Genomic DNA, 22491 nt, shown 5'->3' on the forward strand with positions numbered 1-22491 from the left:
TATAATAGCGCGCTTTAAATACGTTAGTATTACTTGCGTAAATGCTTAACAGCTTTATCAAGTACACCGTTTACAAATTTATGGCTATCTTCTGCGCCAAATATTTTCGCAAGTTCAATGCCTTCATTGATTGCTACTTTGTAAGGTACATCTTCACGGAATTTAAGCTCATACGCGCTTAAACGTAAAATTGCACGCTCAACCATATCTAAATCATCAAACGGACGTGTTAAATGTGGAGATACAGCTTCGTCTAATTGCTTGTAGTTAACAGCAACGCCGGTAGCTAAATCTTTAAAGTATTCAACATCAATTTTAGTCACGTCGTTTTCGATCAACATTTGTTGTTCGATATCGGCAATTAAATTGCCACTTAATTGCCAAGAATAAACGGCCTGAAGTGCTAAGATACGTGCTTTACGTCTTGCTGCTGGTTTCACAAAAATTCCTTAAACTTAAATTTTATCTAACACATTAACCATTTCAAGCGCGCCTAATGCCGCTTCGCCGCCTTTGTTACCCATTTTGGTACCAGCGCGTTCAATTGCTTGTTCAATGCTTTCTGTAGTTAATACGCCAAATGCAACCGGGATATCATACTCAAGCGATACGTTCGCAAGGCCTTTGTTTGATTCGCCAGCAACGAGGTCAAAGTGTGGTGTACCACCTCTGATCACTACGCCTAATGCGATGATTGCATCATACTCTTTTTTTGCTGCAATGCGCTTTGCCGCTAAAGGTAGTTCAACTGCACCAGGAACATAAACAACTGTAATGTCGTCATCAGATACGCCGCCGGTACGTTTTAGCTCATCAACAGCACCTTCAAGTAGGCTGCTACCAATAAAGTCGTTAAAACGTGATATAACGATAGCGAATTTTTTGCCTGGAGCGTACTTATTACCTTCAATAATTTTCATTTGATAACCCTAAAAATATGTTCAAGCGGTTGCGATTGCGCAAAAATTGCTGCGCATCATACCATAAAAATAAAAAAATAGACTAGTTTAAAGCAAACCGCTTATTGCGGCTCAACGTAATCAACCACTTCTAAATGAAAGCCCGAAAGTGCATGATACTTTTTAGGGCGGCTCATTAGGCGCATTTGTTTAATACCTAGGTCAGCCAGTATCTGCGAGCCAACACCAACAGTACGCGATGTACCTTTAAATTTACGAGGTGTTACATTTTCACCGGCATCAGCTGCGGCAAATGCTTTTACTGTTGCCTCAAGCTCTTCAGTGCTTTCTTGCTTACCTAAAATAACCAAAGCACCGTCATTTTTAGCTATGTAAGCCATCGCGTCAGAAAGACCCCAACTACGATCCGCACTTCTATCAGAGAGTAAAATATCGTTAAAGGTACTTTGTAAATGCACGCGTACAAGCGTTGGCTCCTGCTCTTTAATCTCGCCTTTTAACAATACGTAATGTAATTGTCCGTCGATGGTGTCTTTGTATGTTACTAAATCAAACTCACCGTGCTCAGTTGGCAGTTTACACTTAGCAACTTGTTCAATGGTGGTTTCGTTTAAGTTACGGTATTCGATTAAATCAGCAATAGTGCCAATTTTAATACCATGCTCTTTAGCAAATATTTCTAAATCTGGGCGGCGAGCCATAGTCCCATCAGCATTGAGTATTTCAACAATAACTGATGATGCTTCAAGCCCAGCTAAACGTGCTAAATCACAGCCTGCTTCGGTATGGCCTGCACGCGTTAAAACACCACCCGGCTGTGCCATAATTGGAAAAATATGTCCTGGCTGTACTATATCGCTTGGTACAGCACCCTTTGCAATAGCCGCTTGCACTGTACGCGCTCTATCTGCTGCAGATATACCCGTTGTTACACCTTTAGATGCTTCAATCGACATAGTGAAGTTAGTAGAAAACGCTGCGCCATTGTTTTTAACCATTAATGGTAAATCAAGTTGCTCGCAACGCTCTTGCGTCATGGTTAAACAAATTAAACCACGGCCATGAGTGGCCATAAAGTTAATTGCTTCTGCACTAATATGCTCGGCAGCTATTATTAAATCGCCTTCGTTTTCTCTGTCTTCGTCATCCATTAAAATAACCATTTTACCGGCTTTAATATCGTCGATGATTTCTTGTGCGCTGTGTAAATTCATAAATTTGCTCATGTATGTTGTCAGTATCGTTATTTAATAAAACCAGCTTTGGCTAGTAAGCTCATTGAAATATCTGAGCCTGTAGGTTGCTCCGCGCCTTTAATTAGGCGCTCTAAATAACGTGCAATTTGGTCGACTTCTAAATTAACCTGTGTACCTACTTTAAAATCAGCAATGGTCGTTTGCTCGCTAGTATGCGGTACTATTGTTAGTTTAAATCTATTACCTTCGACAGCATTTACTGTCAGGCTTATGCCATCAATACATACAGACCCTTTATAAGGAATGTATTTCATTAAAGCTTTATCGGTGCTCAACCAGTATTCTGTTGCGCGGGCATTAGGCGTAATAGCAGTAATTGTTGCTATGCCATCTACGTGTCCTGACACTAAATGACCACCTAAGCGAGATACTGGCTGCATCGCTTTTTCAAGATTTACAGTTTGCCCTAAAGCATAATTAGCAAAGCCTGTAAGACTAATTGTTTCGTTAGATAAGTCAGCGCTAAAACCATCTATGTGTTTATCAACAACAGTTAAACATACACCATTGGTTGCAATGCTATCGCCAAGCTTTACATCTTTCATATCAAGATCTGCACTTTGGATGCGAATAGCTAAATCGCCTTGTTTTTTTTGTAGTAAAGCAATTTTGCCTGTGGCTTCAATTATTCCAGTAAACATAGCGCTACTCTTTTTATTAAGTGGATTTAATGAGTTTTTTTTACTGCGGTTATACGTAAATCGTCGCCAATACGTACACACTCATTAAATATTAAATCAACCGTATTTTGCATACTCGTCAACTCAGGAAAATTCACTAAACTTTTTGCATCATTGCCCATTAATTTTGGTGCTAAATAAAATACAAATTCATCAACTAAATTAAGTTCAGACATTTTACCAGCAAGTGTAGCACCTGCTTCTAGCCATACATTATTAAGCTGTAATTGAGCTAACTGCTGTAAAACCTCAGTTAAATTAACCTTTGCGTTAATCTCACTTACTTCTATATGCCTTACAAAATGCGGCCACTGCTTTGATTTATCAACCTTGGTTGTAAAAATTATTACGTCATTTTCAATACTAAATAAGGCAAGTTCAGGTGTTAACCTATTTTGCGAGTCAATTATAACACGCACAGGTTGACGAAGCGGTAAATCTGTAGGTAAAGATTGTGGTAATTCGTTTTGACGTACATTGAGTTTTGCATCATCAACCATTACCGTATCGGCACCAGTTAAAATCGCGCAACTTTGTGCACGCTGTAATTGTACGTCTTGGCGAGCGGCTGGTCCTGTGATCCACTTACTTTGACCATTTTTTAGCGCGGTTTTGCCATCAACACTTGCGGCCATTTTACATGTTACATACGGTAAGCCTTGCTCCATCCGCTTAAAAAAGCCTAAATTAAGTGCACGAGCTTGTTGCTCTAGCAAACCATAAGCTACTTTAACACCGGCATCGCTGAGTATTTTAAGCCCTTTGCCAGCAACTTGCGGGTTGGTATCAACCATTGCAGCTATAACTTTTACTACACCTGCAGCTTTTAACCCTTCAGCGCACGGGGGAGTGCGTCCGTAATGGCTGCACGGTTCAAGCGTGACATAAGCAGTGGCACCTTTTGCCTTCTCACCAGCCACGGCAAGCGCATTAACCTCAGCGTGTCCCTGCCCTGCAAGCTGATGAAAACCTTCACCAATTATTTGGTTGTTTTTAACTAAAACGCACCCTACATTTGGATTTGGTGTTGTTGTAAACCGACCTTTTTTAGCAAGCTCTATGGCGCGTGCCATGTACATTTCGTCTTGCTCGGTGAACGTTATTTGGCTTTGCATTATTACTCCCCTAAACGAGCAATTTCTTCACCAAACTCGCGTATATCTTCAAACGAGCGATACACAGAAGCAAATCTGACATACGCTACTTTATCAAGCTTTTTAAGCGCTTCCATAATGCACTCCCCCACCAAGTGGCTTGAGATTTCGCGCTCACCAGTAGCACGCAATTGAGATTTAATAATATTAACCACTTCATCTACTTGCTCTGTACTTACGGGGCGCTTCTCAAGGGCACGATTGAGGCCATTTAGTAGCTTATCTTCATTAAATGGTTCTCGGCTGCCATCTTGCTTAATAACTCGAGGCATAACGAGCTCTGCCCCTTCAAATGTAGTAAAGCGCTCGTGGCAATCGTTGCACTCACGACGACGGCGAACTTGGTGGCCTCCACCGACTAGGCGAGAATCAATAACTTTAGTATCTTTTGCGGTACAAAATGGGCAATGCATAACTCGGTACTTCCGTTTTAAAACAAAAAAAGCCGCTATATAGCGGCCTTTTATCTTAGCAAAAAAATAGGGCCTGTTGGCCTTTCAGGATTAAATTTGTTCTATCTAGGGGTGATTTGATCGCGGCGCGAGGTTTGTAACCTAGTGGGCTAAGTAAAAACCGAGCAAAGCTTCCGCGTCCTGCTCACGCCCCTTACCTACATCCATGTAGGCAACAAAGAGTAAATCGCCCCTAGGACGAACCCGAGGGCAGTGCATGTTTGGCATTTATGCTGCGTTATCGCCTATTTGTGTGGAGTAACCACACTACATAGACTCTGCCTTGCCTAAAAACCAAACATACTACTGCAAATTAAACCTCGAAAGGTAAACAGGCCCCTTGTTGTGCTCTAAATTACTGCTGCTTATGCAATTAAGCGTATACAGGTAATTTTGCACAAATTGCTTTTACTTTTTCTTTAACTTGCGCTTGTACAGACTCATCGTTAATGTTGTCTAATACATCACAAATCCAGCCAGCAAGTTCTTTAGACTCAGCTTCTTTAAAGCCACGACGAGTAATTGCAGGTGAGCCAATACGCAAACCAGAGGTAACAAATGGTGAGCGAGGATCGTTTGGTACAGAGTTTTTGTTAACAGTAATGTTCGCATTACCAAGCGCTGCATCGGCATCTTTACCAGTGATATCTTTATCGATTAAATCAAGCAAGAATAAGTGGTTTTCTGTTTTGTCAGATACGATTTTGTAACCGCGTTCTTGCATTACAGCAACCATAGCTTGTGCATTTTTAACTACTTGAGCTTGGTATGTTTTAAACTCTGGTTGTAATGCTTCTTTAAATGCCACTGCTTTTGCAGCAATAATGTGACATAAAGGACCACCTTGGCCACCTGGGAATACAGCGCTATTAAGCTTTTTGTAAATTGCTTCGTCGCCACATGCAGAAATAATTAAACCGCCACGCGGGCCTGCAAGTGTTTTATGTGTTGTCGTCGTTACAACGTGTGCATGAGGTACTGGGCTTGGGTAAACACCCGCCGCAATTAAGCCTGCCACGTGAGCCATATCAACAAATAAGTAAGCGCCCACTTTATCTGCAATTTCACGGAATTTAGCCCAATCTACAATACCTGAGTACGCAGAAAAACCACCAATAATCATTTTTGGTTTGTGCTCAAGAGCCAGCGCTTCAACTTGTGCGTAGTCAATTTCACCTGTTGCTTCATCTAGTCCGTATTGGATTGCATTGTAAAGCTTACCAGAGAAGCTTACATGAGAGCCGTGCGTTAGGTGACCACCATGAGCTAAGCTCATACCAAGTACTGTATCGCCAGCTTCTAATAATGCTAAGAAAACAGCTGCATTTGCTTGAGAACCAGCATGTGGCTGCACGTTTGCATAATCAGAACCAAATAATTCATTAGCACGGTCAATTGCTAGTTGTTCAACAACATCAACGTGCTCACAACCGCCATAGTAACGTTTGCCTGGGTAACCTTCAGCGTATTTGTTTGTAAGCTGTGAACCCTGTGCTTCTAGTACTCGTGGGCTACAGTAGTTTTCTGAAGCGATTAATTCAATGTGCTCTTCTTGGCGAGCAGTTTCTTTGTTTATCGCGTCAAATAACTCTGGATCAAAATCCGAAATATTCATGCTACGTTCTAACATTGGGGTCTCCTAGGGCAACGTGTATGGTGTTTTTTAGAGGCTTTATTGTACGCTTTAAACGACTCTTTGCCTACGCTCTTAAGTTGAGGATATTTAAACAAGGATTGAAACTATTTCACAGGGTTTTTAAGATGATATTTTTTTATAAATACATTAATAAATTAAATGACTTTTATTTTTCACATTTAATTAGTTAATGATAGCAACGCTATTAACCATATTTAAAAACAAAAAAAGCGGCCTCAGCCGCTTTAATATAGGTCATCAAGTTAACCTAACTTAGCCAGTATTTCTGTACGTAACGTGTCGTAATCTGCATTAATATCGCTTGCTAAGCAAGGTTTAGCAAGTGCATCACTAAGCGGCTTTGGCATATCAAGTTCGATATTTAAAATCTCTTCTACGCTTTCTTTAAATTTAGCAGGATGAGCAGTTGCTAAAAATATCCCCGCAGCACCAGGCGCTCTATTTTCAACAAGACCTTGATAAGCAATCGCTGTATGCGGCTCTGCAATGTAGCCTGTTTGTTGAATATTTTTCATCACTGTTTGCGTATCTTGCTCATTTACGCTGCTTGAATAAAAGTTATCGTAGCTAAACCAGTTATTATCTAACATTGTTTGCACGCGCGGCCAGTTGTTAGGCTTACTTACATCCATCGCATTTGAAAGCGATTCAAGCGTTGCATTTGGCGCCCAATTTTTATCAAGCATAAAACGTGGAACCGTGTCGTTCTGATTGGTGGTGGCGCTTAATTTACCTACTGGCAAACCAATTACTGCACCAATCATAGCGGCACATACATTCCCAAAGTTACCACTAGGTACTGAAATATGCGCTGTTGCACGTTTTTCTTTAGGTAATTGAGCAATGGCTTCAAAGTAATAACACACTTGCGCCACTAGGCGGCTAATGTTGATTGAGTTAGCTGAATTAAGGCCAAGTGTTGATTTAACTTCATCATCTAAAAATGATTTTTTAACGAGTTCTTGGCAGTCATCAAAGCTACCTTCTACTGCGTAACAGTGAATATTGTTACCAAGCGTTGTAAAAAGCTTTTGCTGAGCAAGTGAAATTTTACCTTTAGGGTATAAAATTACCACATCTATATTTGGCTTATTATAGAAAGCATGCGCTACAGCAGCGCCTGTATCCCCTGATGTTGCAGTCAAAATGGTAACTTTTTCACCTTGATTAAACTGCGCTAAACACTCAGCCATGAAGCGTCCGCCAAAGTCTTTAAACGCAAGCGTAGGACCATGAAACAACTCTAAGCAGTATGTATTTTCTTCAACTTCTACCAGCTTAACTGGAAAGTTAAATGCATTTTTAACCATTTGAGCAACTGTATCACTTGGTAGCTCGTCACCAATCAGGTGCGATAAAATTTTGCCACTACGAGTAACAAAGTCCATATCAAGTAAGGCGTCTATATCAGCTATAGGAGCAAGAGATTCAGGAAAAAACACACCTTGATTACGTCCTAAACCTGTTTTTACCGCTTCAACAAACGACACTTTTTGAGAACCATCTTTTAAATTATGTAATTGCATAACTGCCTATCCTATAAAACGTTTAATTGACGCGTGCCGTCGTTATCTAATTTACAAATGTGGCAGAATCCCTGCTCATTTATATAATTTTGCGCTAGCCACTGCGCGCATTTTTCAGCTGCTTCGAATGTTTTACACACTGTAAATAACGTAGGGCCTGCACCTGAAATACTCACAATTTCTGCACCTAGCGCTGGCAAACTTGCTTTAGCTTCGCTGAACCCTGTTATTAGTGGCGCACGATATGGCTCAGCTATATCGTCTTGCATAATGCTAAGTGCATCATCAAAACGATTCGTTAATAACAAACTACTAAAAGCAGATAAACGCTGTGCAAACTCAACGCCTGCATGCATGCTTAGCTCTTTTGGTAATACCGAGCGCGCTTTTGCGGTATTAAGCGAAAAGCCAGGAAACGCTGCAACGTAGTACCAGTTTTCATCAACGGGTAACGCAATTGATTTATCAGGGATTAAATCGCCTGTAAGCTGCAGCCCACCTAAATAACATGGCGTAATGTTATCGTAATGACGGCCGCCACTTACTATTGCTTCAAAATCAGCCATTAGCTCAATGAGCTCAACTTGGCTTAAATTAGTGTGTGCAAATTTATCTAATGCGGCAAACGTTGCTACTACCGAACACGCGCTAGAGCCTAGCCCTGAGCCGATGGGTAGGTTCTTTTTAAGCTCTAATTTTACGCTTGGCATATCTGGCGCTACATGTGCTCTAAAATGTACTAAACACTGATACGCTAAGTTTTCGTTAGGATCACTTGGTAACTTATGCGCATATTCGCCAGAGCAAACAAACTCGTCACTTGGTGCAGCACTTACAACCGCTACATCACCTAATAAGCTGCCATCAATTGGCGCAAGGGCTGCGCCTAACGCATCAAAGCCTACAGCAAAGTTACCTATCGATGCCGGAGCATATACTTCAATCATAATAAACTCCTAGCGAGATAACGTTTTTAAGATATCTGCAAATACACCTGCGGCTGTTACCTCAGAGCCTGCGCCGTATCCACGAATCACAAACGGACGTGGTTGGTAATACTGGCTTAAAATTGCTAAGGCGTTTTCACCATCACGAATTACATTTAATGCGTGTGATGAATCAACCGCTTCGATACCCACTTTACAGTGGCCTTCCTTAATTGTGCCTACATAACGAAGCACTTTTCCTTCTGCGGCAGCACTTTGAATACGGTCATTAAACGGCGCATCTAAAGTTGGTAGTTTTGCCATAAATTCGTCAACACTGTCACCCTGTGCGAACCCTTGTGGCAATACCGATTCAACTTCTATGTCACTAAGCTCTAGTTTCATGCCTGCTTCGCGAGCTATGATCAATAATTTACGAGCTACATCGGTACCAGATAAATCATCACGAGGATCTGGTTCTGTAAACCCACTTTCTTTAGCTTTAATTGTTGCCTCAGAAAGTGATAAACCATCTTGCAGTGCACCAAACATGTATGAAAGCGAGCCAGATAAAATACCACTAAACTCAAGCAGCTCATCACCTGCACCAAATAACGATTGTAAGTTATCGATTACTGGTAGACCTGCACCCACGTTAGTCTCGTATAAAAATTTGCGGTTATTTTTTTGTGTTGCTGCAACTAAATCTTGGTAGTACGTGTACGAGCTAGTTGTTGCTTTTTTATTAGCCGCAACTACATGGAAGCCCGCATTTAAAAAGTCGACGTATTGTGCAGCAAGTGCATCAGACGACGTACAATCAACTAAAACAGGATTAACTAAATGGTTTTGTTTAACAAATTGCTCTACTAAATTTAAATCAAACGCTTGTTCAGATGCTGCTAGCTTTTGCTGCCAATCAGCAAACGCTATGCCTTCACTATCTAAATGTAATTGACGAGAATTAGCTACACCATAAAGGTTTAACTTAATATTACGCTTTTCAAGCCAGGCTTGTTGGCGCTCTAACTGAGAAATAAGCTCTTGCCCTACTAAGCCGCAACCTAATAAAAACACATCAATTGAAGGTACATGCGTGAAAAAGTTCTCATGACATATTTTCACTGCATCGTTGCATAGCTCACCATCAATAACCGCTGAAATAGCACTCTCGGTAGAATCTTGTGCAATGGCAACAATGTTTACCTGCGCTTGTGAAAGCGAGGCAAAAAACTTAGCAGCTAAGCCACGGTGTGCACGCATGTTATCGCCCACAAGCGTAACTATAGCTAAGTTACGCTGTACCTGTACTGGCTCAATAAGCCCTGCTTGTAACTCAAGTTCAAATGCTGTTTGTAGCGCATCAAGTGCCAACGCTAAATCAGTTTCGTGAACACAAAAGCTAATGCTAAATTCACATGAAGATTGCGTAATTAAAACAATTGATACGTTGTCGTGAGCCAGTGCGTTAAACACTTTAGATGCCATACCCACTTTACCTTTCATACCAGGGCCTGACACGGTAAGCATTGCTAAATCTTGTAAACTTGAAAGCGCTTTTACTGGCTCGTCAGATTTATAGTCGTTACCAATTAGTGAGCCTTGAGCGTCTGGGTTATGCGTATTTTTGATTTCACAAGGTACACCCGCTTTAGCGCAAGGCAAAATAGTTTTAGGGTGAAGTACTTTAGCGCCAAAATAAGAAAGCTCCATCGCTTCTTTATAAGATAAAAAATCTACTTTAGTCGCTTTTTTAATATAGCGAGGATCAGCGCTGTAAACACCATCAACGTCTGTCCAAATTTGGCATATTTCAGCCTCTAAACAGGCAGCTGCAATTGCTGCAGAATAATCAGAACCATTTCGGCCAAGCGTAGTCAGTTCGCCTTTATCATTACTTGCAGTAAAACCAGGCATAATATAAATGGTGGCTGGGTTTTCTTTAAGTACAGCTTGAAAACGCGCCTTGCTTGTTACTAAATCTGCTTCGGCATCAATGTAGCCACCTGTTGAGGCTATACAGCTTGTTGCTTCTAAATATTTAGCATCGTGCGAGCTTAATAAACTTTGCATAAGCGACACGCTCACACGTTCACCAAAACTAATGACAAATGCACGAACCTGATCTGGGCAACACTTAATAAGTGCTACACCGTCTAACTTATTTTTTAACTCATCTAAGTTAGGCCAATTAGAAACTACCGCACCTGTTTTCTCTACATCGGTTTTTAAACCCTCGCATCGACTAACAAGCGCCTGCCACTGCTGTGAAAAATCTAAACCTTGCTCTGCTGCTGCAGCTAGCGCTACAAGAGAATCGGTCATGCCGCCAGGTGCAGATAGTACCAATAACATTTCATCTTTTAATTGTGCTTTAGCTAACTGAGCTACCTGATTTAAGCATGCAAAGTCGGCAAGCGAAGAGCCGCCAAATTTTAAAACGCGCATTGTTTATGTTCCTCATCCCATAAAACTAAAAAAGGCCTGTGTTCTAAGTGAACACAGGCCTTTAAATTTGTTGCACCGACCTATGCCACTATCCAGTAAGAATGGTGGTTGTAATAATAATGGTCAGTACACGTTTAATTGTTTTCATAAGCTTAAGACTGCCTTAACAGAGGCTATGCTGTCAACCCTAATTAAAAAGATAAAACAGCCTTTTTTAATATAAAATATCTTAATGAATGCCAAATTTATGCAATATTTCTTTTAATTTAGATTTATTAATGGGTTTTTCAATAAAGTCGATCGCACCTAGCTGTGCAACTCTCACTTTCATTTTCTGTTGAATATCTGCTGAAATAACCAATACAAAGCACTCTATTTTTTTTGCTTTTATCGCTTCGAGTACCTGTACTCCGTCCACTTCAGGCATTGTTAAATCTAAACAAATCAAGTCAAAATGATGCTCCTGCAAAAGAGCCAAAGCCTGTACACCATTTACAGCTTGTTGAATATCAGCGCTTAGGCACTCATCCAAGCAGCGAACAACTTGCCTACGGGCAACTGTCGAATCATCACAAACCAGTATTGAAAATTTCATCATATTTAGTACTACACAGCCTATTTAAAGTGATTAAAACCTGCCTTCTTTTGCAACAATTACAGCCTATCACTGTTCCTAATGACTCAACACATTAATAATTTAATATAGTGGTAATTATCGAATAAACCTGTTTTCATCAATTAACCGTGCTTAAGAAGTTTTAGTGTTCAAATCAAAATAAATTACTAAAAATGCTTAGTTTAATTAACTTGATACTTCACAGGGTCTTTGTATCTTTTACGTTTAAGTTTGAAATAATAAGCTTGATGCCAAAACAAGGCGTGAAAGCTTTACTAGGCTTACTTATTATTACATTGGCTTAAGTAATGGTATAAGCTATAAAGCGACCTAGGAGTTATTACCCTTCTGATAATCTACAAACCATGCACAATGATTATTGTGTCTTAAAAATCAGCATGCCTAAAGTTACCTTACTAAATTTTAACTTTTTTATTTATTTTTAGACATTTATTGACTAACTTTTAAATTACTCTCAAAACGTTATAAAAATAACAAAGGATGAACACGTCACTCATGTTACAAAAAAGCCTTTCTAAGAAGTTGCTGACTAATGTTTTATCAGTCTATTTTTTGCTTACCTTTGTGGTGACTTGTGGCCAAGTACTTGCTGAATACGTCAATACCAAAGACTATATTCGCGACGAACTCAGTACATTACAAAAAACCTTCAGCCGTAGCTTAACTCGAGCCATTTGGGAGCTAAATAATAAGCAAACAATTACAACGGCAGAAGGCTTACTTGCTATTCCAATGATCGAAGGAATTATCGTACGTGACGACAGTGGTGAAATTATTTCACAGCTTGGCCGCTCTCTCGATATACATAAACTATACAACCAACAATTAGTTCAAGAAGAGGTTATTTTAGAAGATACCAAATCAGGGTTATTTGGTTATACCTTCCCACTTATTTTTGAATTTTCAGGACGTGCTACACAAGTTGGCGACGTTACATTGTTCTCCAGTCGAGAAGTTGTTTTTAGCCGTATTATGGTATCAATCTATTTTTTGATTGGTAATGCGATGATCAAAACTACATTTTTGATCATTTTATTTTTAATGGCGTTTAGAAAATTATTAACAGACCCTTTAGCTGAACTCACTGAGCAATTAGAAAACATAGAGCTTGATGAATTAGAAGGTCAACACATAGAAATAGAGACAGAAGAGCATAACGAACTTAAAGTTATGGAGCACTCATTTAACAACCTCATAGATAAAGTGGTGCAGTACAGAAAAGAGCTTGAACATACTCAAAAAGAGCTCATTATTAGCAATGAAAAGCTCGATCAGCACAATATACAATTAGAGCAAGACGTAGCACGTAAAACATCGAACTTAAGCCAAGCAATGATGGATTTACAACAGCAAAAATATGAGCTCGAAAAGCAAAAAATAGTACTCACCGAAGAAATAGATCTGCGCCGAAGCACTGAGCAAGAGTTAATCGATAAACAAAACGAATCACAACGTTATATTGATGAATTGAGCCTAGCTCAAGAGCGCTTAGTAGGCACTGAAAAAATGGCTGCCTTAGGTGGCTTAGTTGCTGGTATTACACATGATATAAATACACCTATTGGTATTGGCGTTACCGCTATATCATTTTTACAAGAGCGATTAAACAAGCTTGAGAATGCGTATACCGAAAAGAAACTCTCACCAAAAGCGCTAGAAGAGTTTATTAATGAGGCTAAACAAAGTACGAGTTTACTCACTACAAACCTTGATAGAGCGTCTGAGCTAATTGCCAGCTTTAAACAAATTGCGGTTGATCAAGCCAGTGAAGCAATGAGAACAATTAACTTTAAAGACTATGTCAATGAAGTAATTCGCTCTTTGCACCCTAAACTTAAAAAAACGTCCCATACCATTAATTTACAATGCCCTGATGACTTAGTACTCAACTTACCTGCAGGTGCTATAAGCCAAATTTTTACTAATCTCATCATGAATTCACTTATTCATGGCTTTGAAGGTAAACAAAATGGCACTATGGATATAAAAATATCAAGTGATGAAACTAACTTAACCATCGATTACAAAGATGATGGTAATGGCGTTACAAGTGAGCAATTAACTAAATTATTTGACCCATTTTTTACGACTAAGCGCGACCAAGGCGGCAGTGGTTTGGGCACCCATATAATGTTTAATTTAGTAAAACAAACGTTAAGTGGCTCTATTGATGCCACTAGCGAACCTGGTAAAGGACTTCGCTATTACATTCAATTTCCTAAAAACATGGCAAAGCCAATGCCTATTTTTAATCAAGAGTAACTTTTTGGATTAAATTTAGACATATTTATCAGTAACAAATCAGCCATTTCGAGATGCTGTTTTTATTGCTATGATTGTACAAATTTTTCAAATGGATCAACTCCCCTATGTGGTTTAGTAACCTTATTTGTTACCGCTTTAAGCAAGACGTTTCGTATACCCAAGAAGATTTTGATAAAGCATTAGAACAAGACTTATTTCGACCATGTACAGGCCAAGAGCTTGCTACATTTGGTTGGACAAAAGCGTTTGGAAAGCACGGTGAAACATTATCGCATTTTTCTCAAAAAAGTATTTTAGTGTGTGCAAAAAGAGAAGAAAAAGTATTACCTGCGTCAGTTATAAACGAACTAGTTGCTGAAAAAATTGATCAAATAGAAGCAGAAGAAAACCGTCCTGTTAAAAAGAAAGAAAAAGATGAATTAAAAGAAAACATCCTTCATACACTGCTTCCGCAAGCATTCAAAAAATCGAGTCTACAATTTGCATTTATTGACCAGGAAAATGGCTGGGTTGTAGTAAATAGTGGCAGCTTTAACAAAGCTGAAGAATTGCTCGCTCTACTTCGTAAATCATTAGGAACTTTACCGGTAGTCCCTGCATTTGCCAATTACGATCTTGATGTGTTTTTAACAGACTGGCTAACTAACTTTAGTACTCCAGAAGGTTTTGCAATAGGCTCAGACGCTGAACTTGAAGAAGCTGATGATAGCGGCGCACAAGTAAAACTTAAAGGTCATGACTTGGCCTGTGATGAAGTTAAATCGCACCTAGAAAGCGGTAAGCGTGTTACTAAACTTGCACTCGATTGGCAAGAACGCCTGAAGTTTATGCTACAAAACGATGGCTCTATTAAACGTTTAAGCTACTCAGAAACTTTAAAAGAAGAAAACGCTGACATACCTAAAGAAGATATGGCCGTTAAGCTTGATGCCGACTTTATATTAGCATCAGAAGAAATTAAGCAATTGCTTGAAGAGTTAACTGCCGGTTTAGGTGATGCAGACGATTTACATAAAGCATAACTAAAATGTAAAAAGCACGATAAAATCGTGCTTTTTTATTACCAATAATTGTATGTTTAACTAAACATATCTTTTACATCAGCTAGCATTTCGTTGTACTCGTCGCTAGAGAACAGCTGCATTGATAGTATAACACCCTTATCTATATAAGTTTGTAATGCTGCCGATTTATCAGAAACCTGTAATGTCCCTTCTAAAATAGCGCCGACACGAATAAAATCAACATAACTCACTTGAGCCGGTTTATAAGTCGGATCGGCCCAGCTTTGTGCAACATCAACAAACTCCTTAGGAAACTCCCAGGCAGTCATAATTGACGAGCCAATTTCACCACTCAACTTTTGAATAGCATGAGCTAAAAAGCTTGGATTAGCAAAAACTTCTGGGTGGCGCTCTGCTTCAGTTAAAATAGGTAACACGCCAATATTGTATACAAGTGCGGCGAGTGTAATCGAATCGCGATTTAACGACGTGTGCTTTTGATTTTGTAAGTAAAATTCCATTAGTGAAATAGAGTGACTTGCAACCGTTAATGTTTTTTGCCACGCTTTACCCATGTAACCTTTAATTAGTTCATTGTTTGATACAAACAGTTGCTCCATTGCCATTGCTGTTGCAATATTTTTAATTTGGCGCAGACCAATACGTGTCACTGCTTGCTGCAAATTAGATACTTTAACTGCACGCCCCATAATTGCACTGTTGGCTACTTTTATCATACGGGCAGAAAGCGCGGGGTCTTGAGCAATAACATCCGACATTTGCATCAAGTTTACATCAGGGTTATCCGCCGCTTGGCGAACCTTAATTGCAACTTCAGGAAGCGTTGGCAGTACGAGTGTATCGTTATTTATTCTATCAACTAGAATCGTTAATAAAGCATTTTCTGTAGACATATAGCTTGCCATCCTTTTGTGTTTAGCCTGCAAGCAACTGCAAATTCAGACCATTAATTTTTGTATTAGTAATATAAATTAGTATTGTCTAACTTACCGATAAAGTTAAGGAAATTATAGAGTTTTATTTTAATTAGTGACGCTTTAGCGCATGTGCCTGCCTTACAACGCCAAATACTTGCTATTTACCTTTTAGTTTTGCTTTAATGCAATCACAATAAGGAAGCGCTTGTATACTTTTAGCCTTTAAGCATAGCTATACAAGTTTTTAAACTTACTTTTTAATAGGCAAAATAATGATATTAAATAAAATTAGCCAAGCAATTTTGCTCTCTGGTGTTGTTTTTCTTAGTGCATGTTCAGAACAAGCACCGTCTTCTACCGACAACACAGCCGTAGATCTAGCCCAAGAAAGTGGCGCTCAATCCGGACCTAAGCTTATCAATACAGATGAGCAACGTTTAGATATTTATACAGACTTTAGCCTAGAGGCTGATCTTTCGCATTTAAATGATAACCAAAAAGCGATGGTTTCTAAGCTTATTGATGCTTCTAAAATTATGGATGAATTATTTTGGAAACAATCGTTTGGTGAAAATAAAGATGCGTTTTTAGCAAAACTAAGCGATGAAAAAGTACGAAAATTTGCCGATATAAATTACGGCCCATGGGATCGCTTAAACGGCGATGAAGCATTTTTATCAGGCTATAAAGAAAAAGCCCTTGGTGCTCAATTTTACCCAGCAGACATAACTAAAGAAGAGTTAAATAAAGCTGATGTAGAAGATAAAAAAGGCCTTTACTCAGTAATTAAACGTGACGAGCAAGGTAAACTATACAGCGTACCTTACTCTAAAGAATACGCTAATGAACTTGCAGAAGCTGCAAAACTATTACGTGAAGCGAGTAAACTTGCTGACGATAAAGAATTTGCTAATTACTTAAACCTACGCGCTGACGCATTGCAGAAAGACGACTTCCAGGTGTCTGACTTTGCGTGGATGGATATGAAAAATAACCCTGTAGATGTGGTTATTGGCCCAATAGAAACTTACGAAGATCAACTGTTTGGCTACCGCGCAGCTTATGAGTCTTACGTATTAATTAAAGATTTAAAATGGAGCGAGCGCCTGGCTAAGTTTGCAGCCTTCTTACCTGAGCTTCAAAAAGACTTACCAGTAGATGCTAAATACAAGCAAGAAGTCCCAGGTTCAGACGCCGATTTAAATGCTTACGATGTTGTTTACTACGCAGGCCACTCTAACGCAGGTAGTAAAACTATCGCTATTAACTTACCAAACGATGAGCAGGTTCAGCTTGAAAAAGGCACTCGCCGCCTACAGCTTAAGAACGCAATGCGCGCTAAGTTTGATAAAATTTTAGTGCCAATTTCTGAGCAGCTAATTGTGCCAGAGCAACGTAAGCATATTACCTTTAACGCATTTTTTGCCAATACTATGTTTCATGAAGTAGCACATGGTTTAGGTATTAAAAACACGCTTACAGGTAAAGGGACGGTTCGCCAATCATTGCAAGAACACGCAAGTGCGCTTGAAGAAGGTAAAGCCGATATTTTAGGTTTATACATGGTTGAGCAGTTACTCAAAAAAGGCGAAATTACCGAAGGTACACTAGAGGATTACTACACTACGTTTATGGCAGGTATTTTCCGCTCTGTACGTTTTGGTGCATCAAGCGCTCATGGTAAAGCCAATATGATCCGCTTTAACTTCTTTGCACAAGAAGGCGCATTTTCTAAAAATGACGAGGGTTTATACCGCGTAAATATGGAAAAAATGGGCGTAGCAATGGCTAAATTATCTCGCCTAATTTTAACTTTACAAGGTGATGGTGATTACGAAAAAGTAGATCAACTAATCGCAACACATGGCGATATTAAAGAAGAGCTTGCTAAAGACTTAGAAAAACTAAGTAAAGCTAATATCCCTGTAGATGTAACCTTTAAACAAGGTAAAGAAGTGCTAGGGCTTAAATAAGTTTAGTTAAACTTAGTTAAACCCTAAAAAAGCGTTGTAGCTTAAAACTGCAGCGCTTTTTTTAGCTCTACAATTTGTGGCTCTGTATAAGGCACTGCGGGGTGTTTACCCCAAATTGGCGCAGGCCAAGCAGCATCACTCGTAAAACGTGCAATATGATGAATATGTAATTGCGGTACCACATTACCTAACGCCGCTATGTTTAATTTATCTGGTTTAAATACATCCATTAATAATTTACTTAGCCTGGCGGACTCTTTTAAATAAACAATTTGATCCTCCTCAGATAAATCAATTATCTCTCTTAAATTTGCCTGCCTTGGCACTAATACAAACCACGGATACTGGCTATCGTTTAATAAAAGCACTTTACACAGTGGCCAGTCGGCAAGTTCTATGCAGTCGCGCTTGAGCTCAGGGGCTAGTTTAAATTCAGTATGAGTCATTGCTATGTCCTACTTTGTCTTTGATAATCGCCACTTTATAGCATTTAGTTGCAGTTGCACACGCTTGGCTTTACCATCAAAGCAATATTTATAATAAGCTAAGGCAACCTTGTGCTAAAAAAAATAAAACACCTCTCACTAGCTATACCGTTAATGGTTGGCGCTATTAGTGTTCAAGCAAAACCTTTATCATTAGAGCGTATTTTTGACGATCCGAGTCTCTCTGGTAAATCGCCGGTACAACTTAAATTCTCACCCGACGGCAGCCGCGTAACTTACTTACAAGGTAAAAACGATGACTACAACCGTTATGATTTGTGGGAATACAACTTAAAAGACAACACTAATCGTGTACTTGTTGATTCTGCTAAATTATTTTCAGGCCCAGAAAACCTTTCAGATGAAGAAAAAGCACGCCGTGAACGCCAACGTATTTTTGGTAAAGGTATTTTAGAATATAAATGGTCTAAAGACGGCAAAGCACTTTTATTCCCACTCAACGGTGACTTGTATTATTACGATTTAGCCTCAGCTAAAAGTAAAAAACTAACCGACACTGAAACATTTGAAACCGATGCGCGTTTTTCACCTAAAGGTAATTACGTATCGTTTATTCGTGAGCAAAACCTTTACGCTTTAGAGCTTGATTCTGGTAAAGAAATACAGCTAAGTAAAGATGGCGGCGGCGTTATTAAAAACGGCATGGCCGAATTTGTAGCGCAAGAAGAAATGAGCCGTATGACGGGTTATTGGTGGTCAGGCGATGAGTCTAAAATTGCCTATACACGGGTTGACGAAACCCCTGTAAAAGAGGCAATCCGTAACGAAATTTACGCAGATGAAGTAAAACTATTTAATCAGCGTTACCCGTTTACAGGTACTGATAACGTTAAAATTCAACTAGGTGTAGTTAAACTTAACGACCAAAAAGTTGATTGGATTGATTTAGGCGAAGATGAAGACATATACATTGCCCGCGCTAAATGGCTAAAAGACAGCACTACGCTTTCTTATCAGTGGCAAAATCGCTCTCAGCATGATTTAGAGCTTCGCTTTTATAACAGCGACACTAAAACACAAAAAGTAGCGCTTAGCGAAAATAGCGACACATGGATAAACCTACATTTTGACCTTGAGTTTTTAAAAGACAAAAAGCATTTTGTATGGGCATCTGAGCGTGATGGCTATAAACATTTATACTTGTACCGCACTAACGGTCAACTTGTTCGCCAAATTACTTCTGGCGATTGGGTTGTTGACAGTTTAAAAGGTATTGATGAGAAAAAAGGCATTGTCTACTTTGCAGGACGAAAAGATACCCCGCTTGAAAGCCATTTATACAGCGCGCCTTTGTTTAAAAAAGGTAATGCAAAGCGAATTACCGAAAAAGGTAAATACCACAGCGTGGTAATGGCAAAAGATAGCAAAACCTTTATTGATAATAGCTCATCTGATAATACGCCAAATTCAGCTGCTCTTCGCAAAATAAATGGTGAGTTTATTACATGGCTTGAAGAAAATAAGCTAGATAGCAGTCACCCGCTTACTCCTTACTTAAGTGATTTAACAACACCAGAATACGGTACAATTAAAGCACAAGATGGCCAAGTAATGCATTACCGTTTATTTAAGCCAAGTAATGTAAGTGATGGCAAAAAGCACCCTGTTATTGTTAACGTTTACGGCGGCCCGCACGCACAACGAGTAACAAATAGCTGGCGCAGTAAAAATCTGTACTTTCAATACATGGCGCAACAAGGCTACGTTATTTTTCAACTTGATAACCGAGGTTCTTACAATCGCGGCAAAAAGTTTGAAGATGCTATTTATAAACACTTAGGTGTGGTTGAGGTTGCCGATCAAATTAAAGGCGTAGAGTTTTTACGTACACTTGACTACGTAGACCCACAACGCATTGGTGTTTATGGCCACAGCTACGGCGGCTACATGGCGCTTATGACTATGTTTAAAGCGGGCGATTACTTTCAAGCCGGCGTATCGGGTGCTCCAGTAACCGATTGGGCTCTATACGATACACATTACACAGAGCGTTATTTAGGCCATCCTGATACAAATGCTAAAGGCTATGAAGATAGTGCTGTATTTCCATATGCAGATGGCTTAAAAGGCCCATTAATGATTTACCATGGAATGGCCGATGACAACGTATTGTTTACGCATTCCACAAAATTGTTTAAACAACTTCAAGATAACGAAAAACAGTTTGAGATGATGACTTATCCAGGCTCTAAACACAGCCTACGCGGTAAACAAGTGCAAACACACTTACATCAAACTATTACTAACTTCTTTAATCGTCATTTTGATGTTAAATAATTAAAACTTTTCATATTTAAGGCTGATTAAAATATCAGCCTTTTTTATTTGAACATTCTAAGCTACAAGCCATGTGCGCTTGTTTGTGCTTTAAAACAGCTTAAATCTTCCCCAAAACTCAAACTTACTGCTTTAAAATCAAAACCAAATGATAAACTGGCCTAGCTTAAACTCACTTTTTTACTATCCTTAAATTTAACCACACTGAGCGTTAACTAAAAAGGATAAATATATGCTAAACCTAAGACGTCTTAGTATTTTTCAGCGTTTTTCACTATTAATAACCACCGTTGTGTTAGGACTAATAATACTGAGTGTATCTAGCCTAACGCATCAATATAGTTCGCTCAAAAACGAGCAATACCTAAAAACACAAAATGTTGTAGAAACTGCGTACAGTGTTATTGAACATTACTATGCACTTGAACAGAGTAACACCCTCACGCAAGAGCAAGCTCAAACGCAAGCACTTGAGGCTGTAAGGGCTTTGCGCTACGACAAAACTAATTATTTTTGGATAAACAACTACCAACCTACCATGGTAATGCACCCTATAAAACCGTCGCTTGAAGGTAAAGACTTAACCAACAACAAAGACCCCGACGGCAAAGCGCTATTTGTAGAAATGGTTAATATTGTAAAACAAAACCGCGAAGGTTTTATTCCTTACAAATGGCCAAAGCCTGGTAAAGAGCAACCTGTAGATAAGATAGCGTTTGTAAAAGGGTTTAATCAGTGGGATTGGATTGTTGGCTCAGGCGTATACCTAGATTCAATTGATGCTGCATTTAGCGAGCAACGCAATCTTATACTTTTTAGTGCATTAATAATGATTATTGCGGTGATATTACTTAGCTACTTTATTGGTAAAAGTATTTTAGTCCCTACTCGCCTAGCTGCCGACATGATGAAAGATATTTCGCAAGGTGAAGGCGACTTAACCCGTACTTTAAACGAATCAGGAAGTGATGAAATATCAGAGCTTTCGCGCTCATTTAACCTATTTGTTTTAAAAATACGTGAGTCATTAGTTCACGTTTCCCAAAGTGCCGACGATGTAAATAAGCATGCCTATACCGTTGATGACTCTAGCAAAACAAGCCATTCATTTATCGAACTACAAAACGACAGCTCAACCCAAGTTGCTGCTGCGATGGAGCAAATGACTCACCAAATCCACGATGTAAGCCGTAACGCTGAAGCCGCAGAGCAAGCCGCTAACGACGCTGCTGGCAACGCATCAACAGGTAAAAGCGTCGTTGAAAACACTATTACTGCCATAGAAACACTTTCAAACAATATAGAAACGGTAAGCCAAGTTACTGAAGATTTAGCGAATGAAAGTAATAACATAGGCTCAGTACTTGATGTGATAAGAAGTATATCTGAGCAAACGAACTTATTAGCACTTAATGCTGCAATTGAAGCTGCACGAGCTGGAGAGCACGGAAGAGGCTTTGCGGTTGTAGCTGATGAAGTACGCACGTTAGCAAGTCGTACAGGGCAAAGCACTGATGAAATACAAGCTATGATCACCAAATTACAAGAAGGTGCTAAAGCAGCCGTTGAAGCCGTTAAATCAAGCCAAGCGCTGTCAGAGTCTACTGTCGAACAGGCGTCGTCTGCTAATATTTCGCTTAATGAAATTGAAAGGCTTGTATCAGTCATTACCGAAATGAACAGCCAAATAGCGCGAGCCACAGAGCAGCAAACGCAAGCTGCTGACGAGGTAAATTTACGGATTAATGAGCTATCTCAATCGACTGAGCAATCATTAAATAATACTAAACAGCTTACTGATGCCAGTGATAACCTTAAGCAAAGTAGCCAAGGGCTGTCTAATGTGGTTAATCGCTTTAAATTAAAATAACC

General features: G+C 39.4%; 18 protein-coding genes. 5 read left to right on the forward strand and 13 right to left on the reverse strand.

The genetic code is table 11. The features are described 5' to 3' along the window. Positions 1-29 precede the first annotated feature (29 nt). The 11 genes from nusB to J8L73_RS17675 all read right to left on the reverse strand — a co-directional run bounded on the left by nusB (position 30) and on the right by J8L73_RS17675 (position 11617). A complete protein-coding gene (gene nusB / locus J8L73_RS17625) occupies positions 30-440 on the reverse strand; it encodes a transcription antitermination factor NusB (protein ID WP_211000774.1) in 411 nt (136 codons plus the stop codon). A gap of 15 nt (positions 441-455) precedes the next feature. Continuing rightward, the gene (gene ribE, locus J8L73_RS17630) at positions 456-920 is read right to left on the reverse strand and encodes a 6,7-dimethyl-8-ribityllumazine synthase (RefSeq protein WP_211000773.1); all 465 of its coding nucleotides are present in this window, start codon (positions 918-920) and stop codon (positions 456-458) included. A 101-nt stretch (positions 921-1021) separates the two neighbouring features. Further along, entirely contained in the window at positions 1022-2134 is a 1113-nt protein-coding gene (ribBA, locus tag J8L73_RS17635) for a bifunctional 3,4-dihydroxy-2-butanone-4-phosphate synthase/GTP cyclohydrolase II (protein ID WP_138682632.1), read from the reverse strand. A 29-nt stretch (positions 2135-2163) separates the two neighbouring features. Next, a complete protein-coding gene (locus J8L73_RS17640) occupies positions 2164-2817 on the reverse strand; it encodes a riboflavin synthase (protein WP_211019036.1) in 654 nt (217 codons plus the stop codon). A gap of 26 nt (positions 2818-2843) precedes the next feature. Further along, on the reverse strand, positions 2844-3971 hold the full coding sequence (gene ribD, locus J8L73_RS17645; protein WP_211019038.1) for a bifunctional diaminohydroxyphosphoribosylaminopyrimidine deaminase/5-amino-6-(5-phosphoribosylamino)uracil reductase RibD: 1128 nt from the start codon (positions 3969-3971) through the stop codon (positions 2844-2846). Positions 3972-3973: 2 nt separating this feature from the next. Further along, a complete protein-coding gene (nrdR, locus tag J8L73_RS17650; RefSeq protein WP_002961761.1) occupies positions 3974-4423 on the reverse strand; it encodes a transcriptional regulator NrdR in 450 nt (149 codons plus the stop codon). 412 nt (positions 4424-4835) lie between these two features. Further along, entirely contained in the window at positions 4836-6092 is a 1257-nt protein-coding gene (glyA, locus tag J8L73_RS17655; protein WP_024031685.1) for a serine hydroxymethyltransferase, read from the reverse strand. Positions 6093-6361: 269 nt separating this feature from the next. After that, positions 6362-7645 (reverse strand): threonine synthase, encoded by a 1284-nt coding sequence (gene thrC, locus J8L73_RS17660; protein ID WP_211019040.1) that lies wholly within the window; start codon positions 7643-7645, stop codon positions 6362-6364. 11 nt (positions 7646-7656) lie between these two features. Then, positions 7657-8592: a homoserine kinase gene (gene thrB / locus J8L73_RS17665; RefSeq protein ID WP_211019042.1), complete on the reverse strand. Its 936-nt coding sequence runs from the start codon at positions 8590-8592 to the stop codon at positions 7657-7659. Positions 8593-8601: 9 nt separating this feature from the next. Next, positions 8602-11019 (reverse strand): bifunctional aspartate kinase/homoserine dehydrogenase I, encoded by a 2418-nt coding sequence (gene thrA / locus J8L73_RS17670; RefSeq protein WP_211019044.1) that lies wholly within the window; start codon positions 11017-11019, stop codon positions 8602-8604. A gap of 229 nt (positions 11020-11248) precedes the next feature. Continuing rightward, positions 11249-11617 (reverse strand): response regulator, encoded by a 369-nt coding sequence (locus tag J8L73_RS17675; RefSeq protein ID WP_211000767.1) that lies wholly within the window; start codon positions 11615-11617, stop codon positions 11249-11251. 534 nt (positions 11618-12151) lie between these two features. On the opposite strand from J8L73_RS17675, the gene J8L73_RS17680 reads away from it, so the two are divergent. Beyond that, on the forward strand, positions 12152-13918 hold the full coding sequence (locus J8L73_RS17680; RefSeq protein WP_211000766.1) for an ATP-binding protein: 1767 nt from the start codon (positions 12152-12154) through the stop codon (positions 13916-13918). Positions 13919-14025: 107 nt separating this feature from the next. Further along, positions 14026-14943: a recombination-associated protein RdgC gene (gene rdgC / locus J8L73_RS17685; RefSeq protein WP_211000765.1), complete on the forward strand. Its 918-nt coding sequence runs from the start codon at positions 14026-14028 to the stop codon at positions 14941-14943. Positions 14944-14999: 56 nt separating this feature from the next. Here the strand turns inward: rdgC and J8L73_RS17690 are convergent, their stop codons facing one another. Continuing rightward, on the reverse strand, positions 15000-15839 hold the full coding sequence (locus tag J8L73_RS17690) for an HDOD domain-containing protein (protein ID WP_211019046.1): 840 nt from the start codon (positions 15837-15839) through the stop codon (positions 15000-15002). A 296-nt stretch (positions 15840-16135) separates the two neighbouring features. Between J8L73_RS17690 and J8L73_RS17695 the strand changes: the two genes are divergently transcribed. After that, a complete protein-coding gene (locus tag J8L73_RS17695) occupies positions 16136-17836 on the forward strand; it encodes a Zn-dependent hydrolase (protein WP_211000763.1) in 1701 nt (566 codons plus the stop codon). 41 nt (positions 17837-17877) lie between these two features. On the opposite strand, the gene J8L73_RS17700 is transcribed toward J8L73_RS17695, so the two are convergent. Further along, positions 17878-18282, reverse strand: a complete 405-nt coding sequence (locus J8L73_RS17700) for an HIT family protein (RefSeq protein WP_211019048.1) — start codon at positions 18280-18282, stop codon at positions 17878-17880. Between the two features lie 111 nt (positions 18283-18393). Here J8L73_RS17700 and J8L73_RS17705 point away from each other — a divergent pair, with 111 nt between their 5' ends. Further along, positions 18394-20619, forward strand: coding sequence for a S9 family peptidase (locus J8L73_RS17705; protein ID WP_211019050.1), 2226 nt, complete (start codon positions 18394-18396; stop codon positions 20617-20619). A gap of 232 nt (positions 20620-20851) precedes the next feature. Next, positions 20852-22489 (forward strand): methyl-accepting chemotaxis protein, encoded by a 1638-nt coding sequence (locus J8L73_RS17710; RefSeq protein ID WP_211019052.1) that lies wholly within the window; start codon positions 20852-20854, stop codon positions 22487-22489. Positions 22490-22491 lie beyond the last annotated feature (2 nt).

Source organism: Pseudoalteromonas sp. MMG006 (assembly GCF_018101025.1).
Classification (GTDB): domain Bacteria; phylum Pseudomonadota; class Gammaproteobacteria; order Enterobacterales; family Alteromonadaceae; genus Pseudoalteromonas.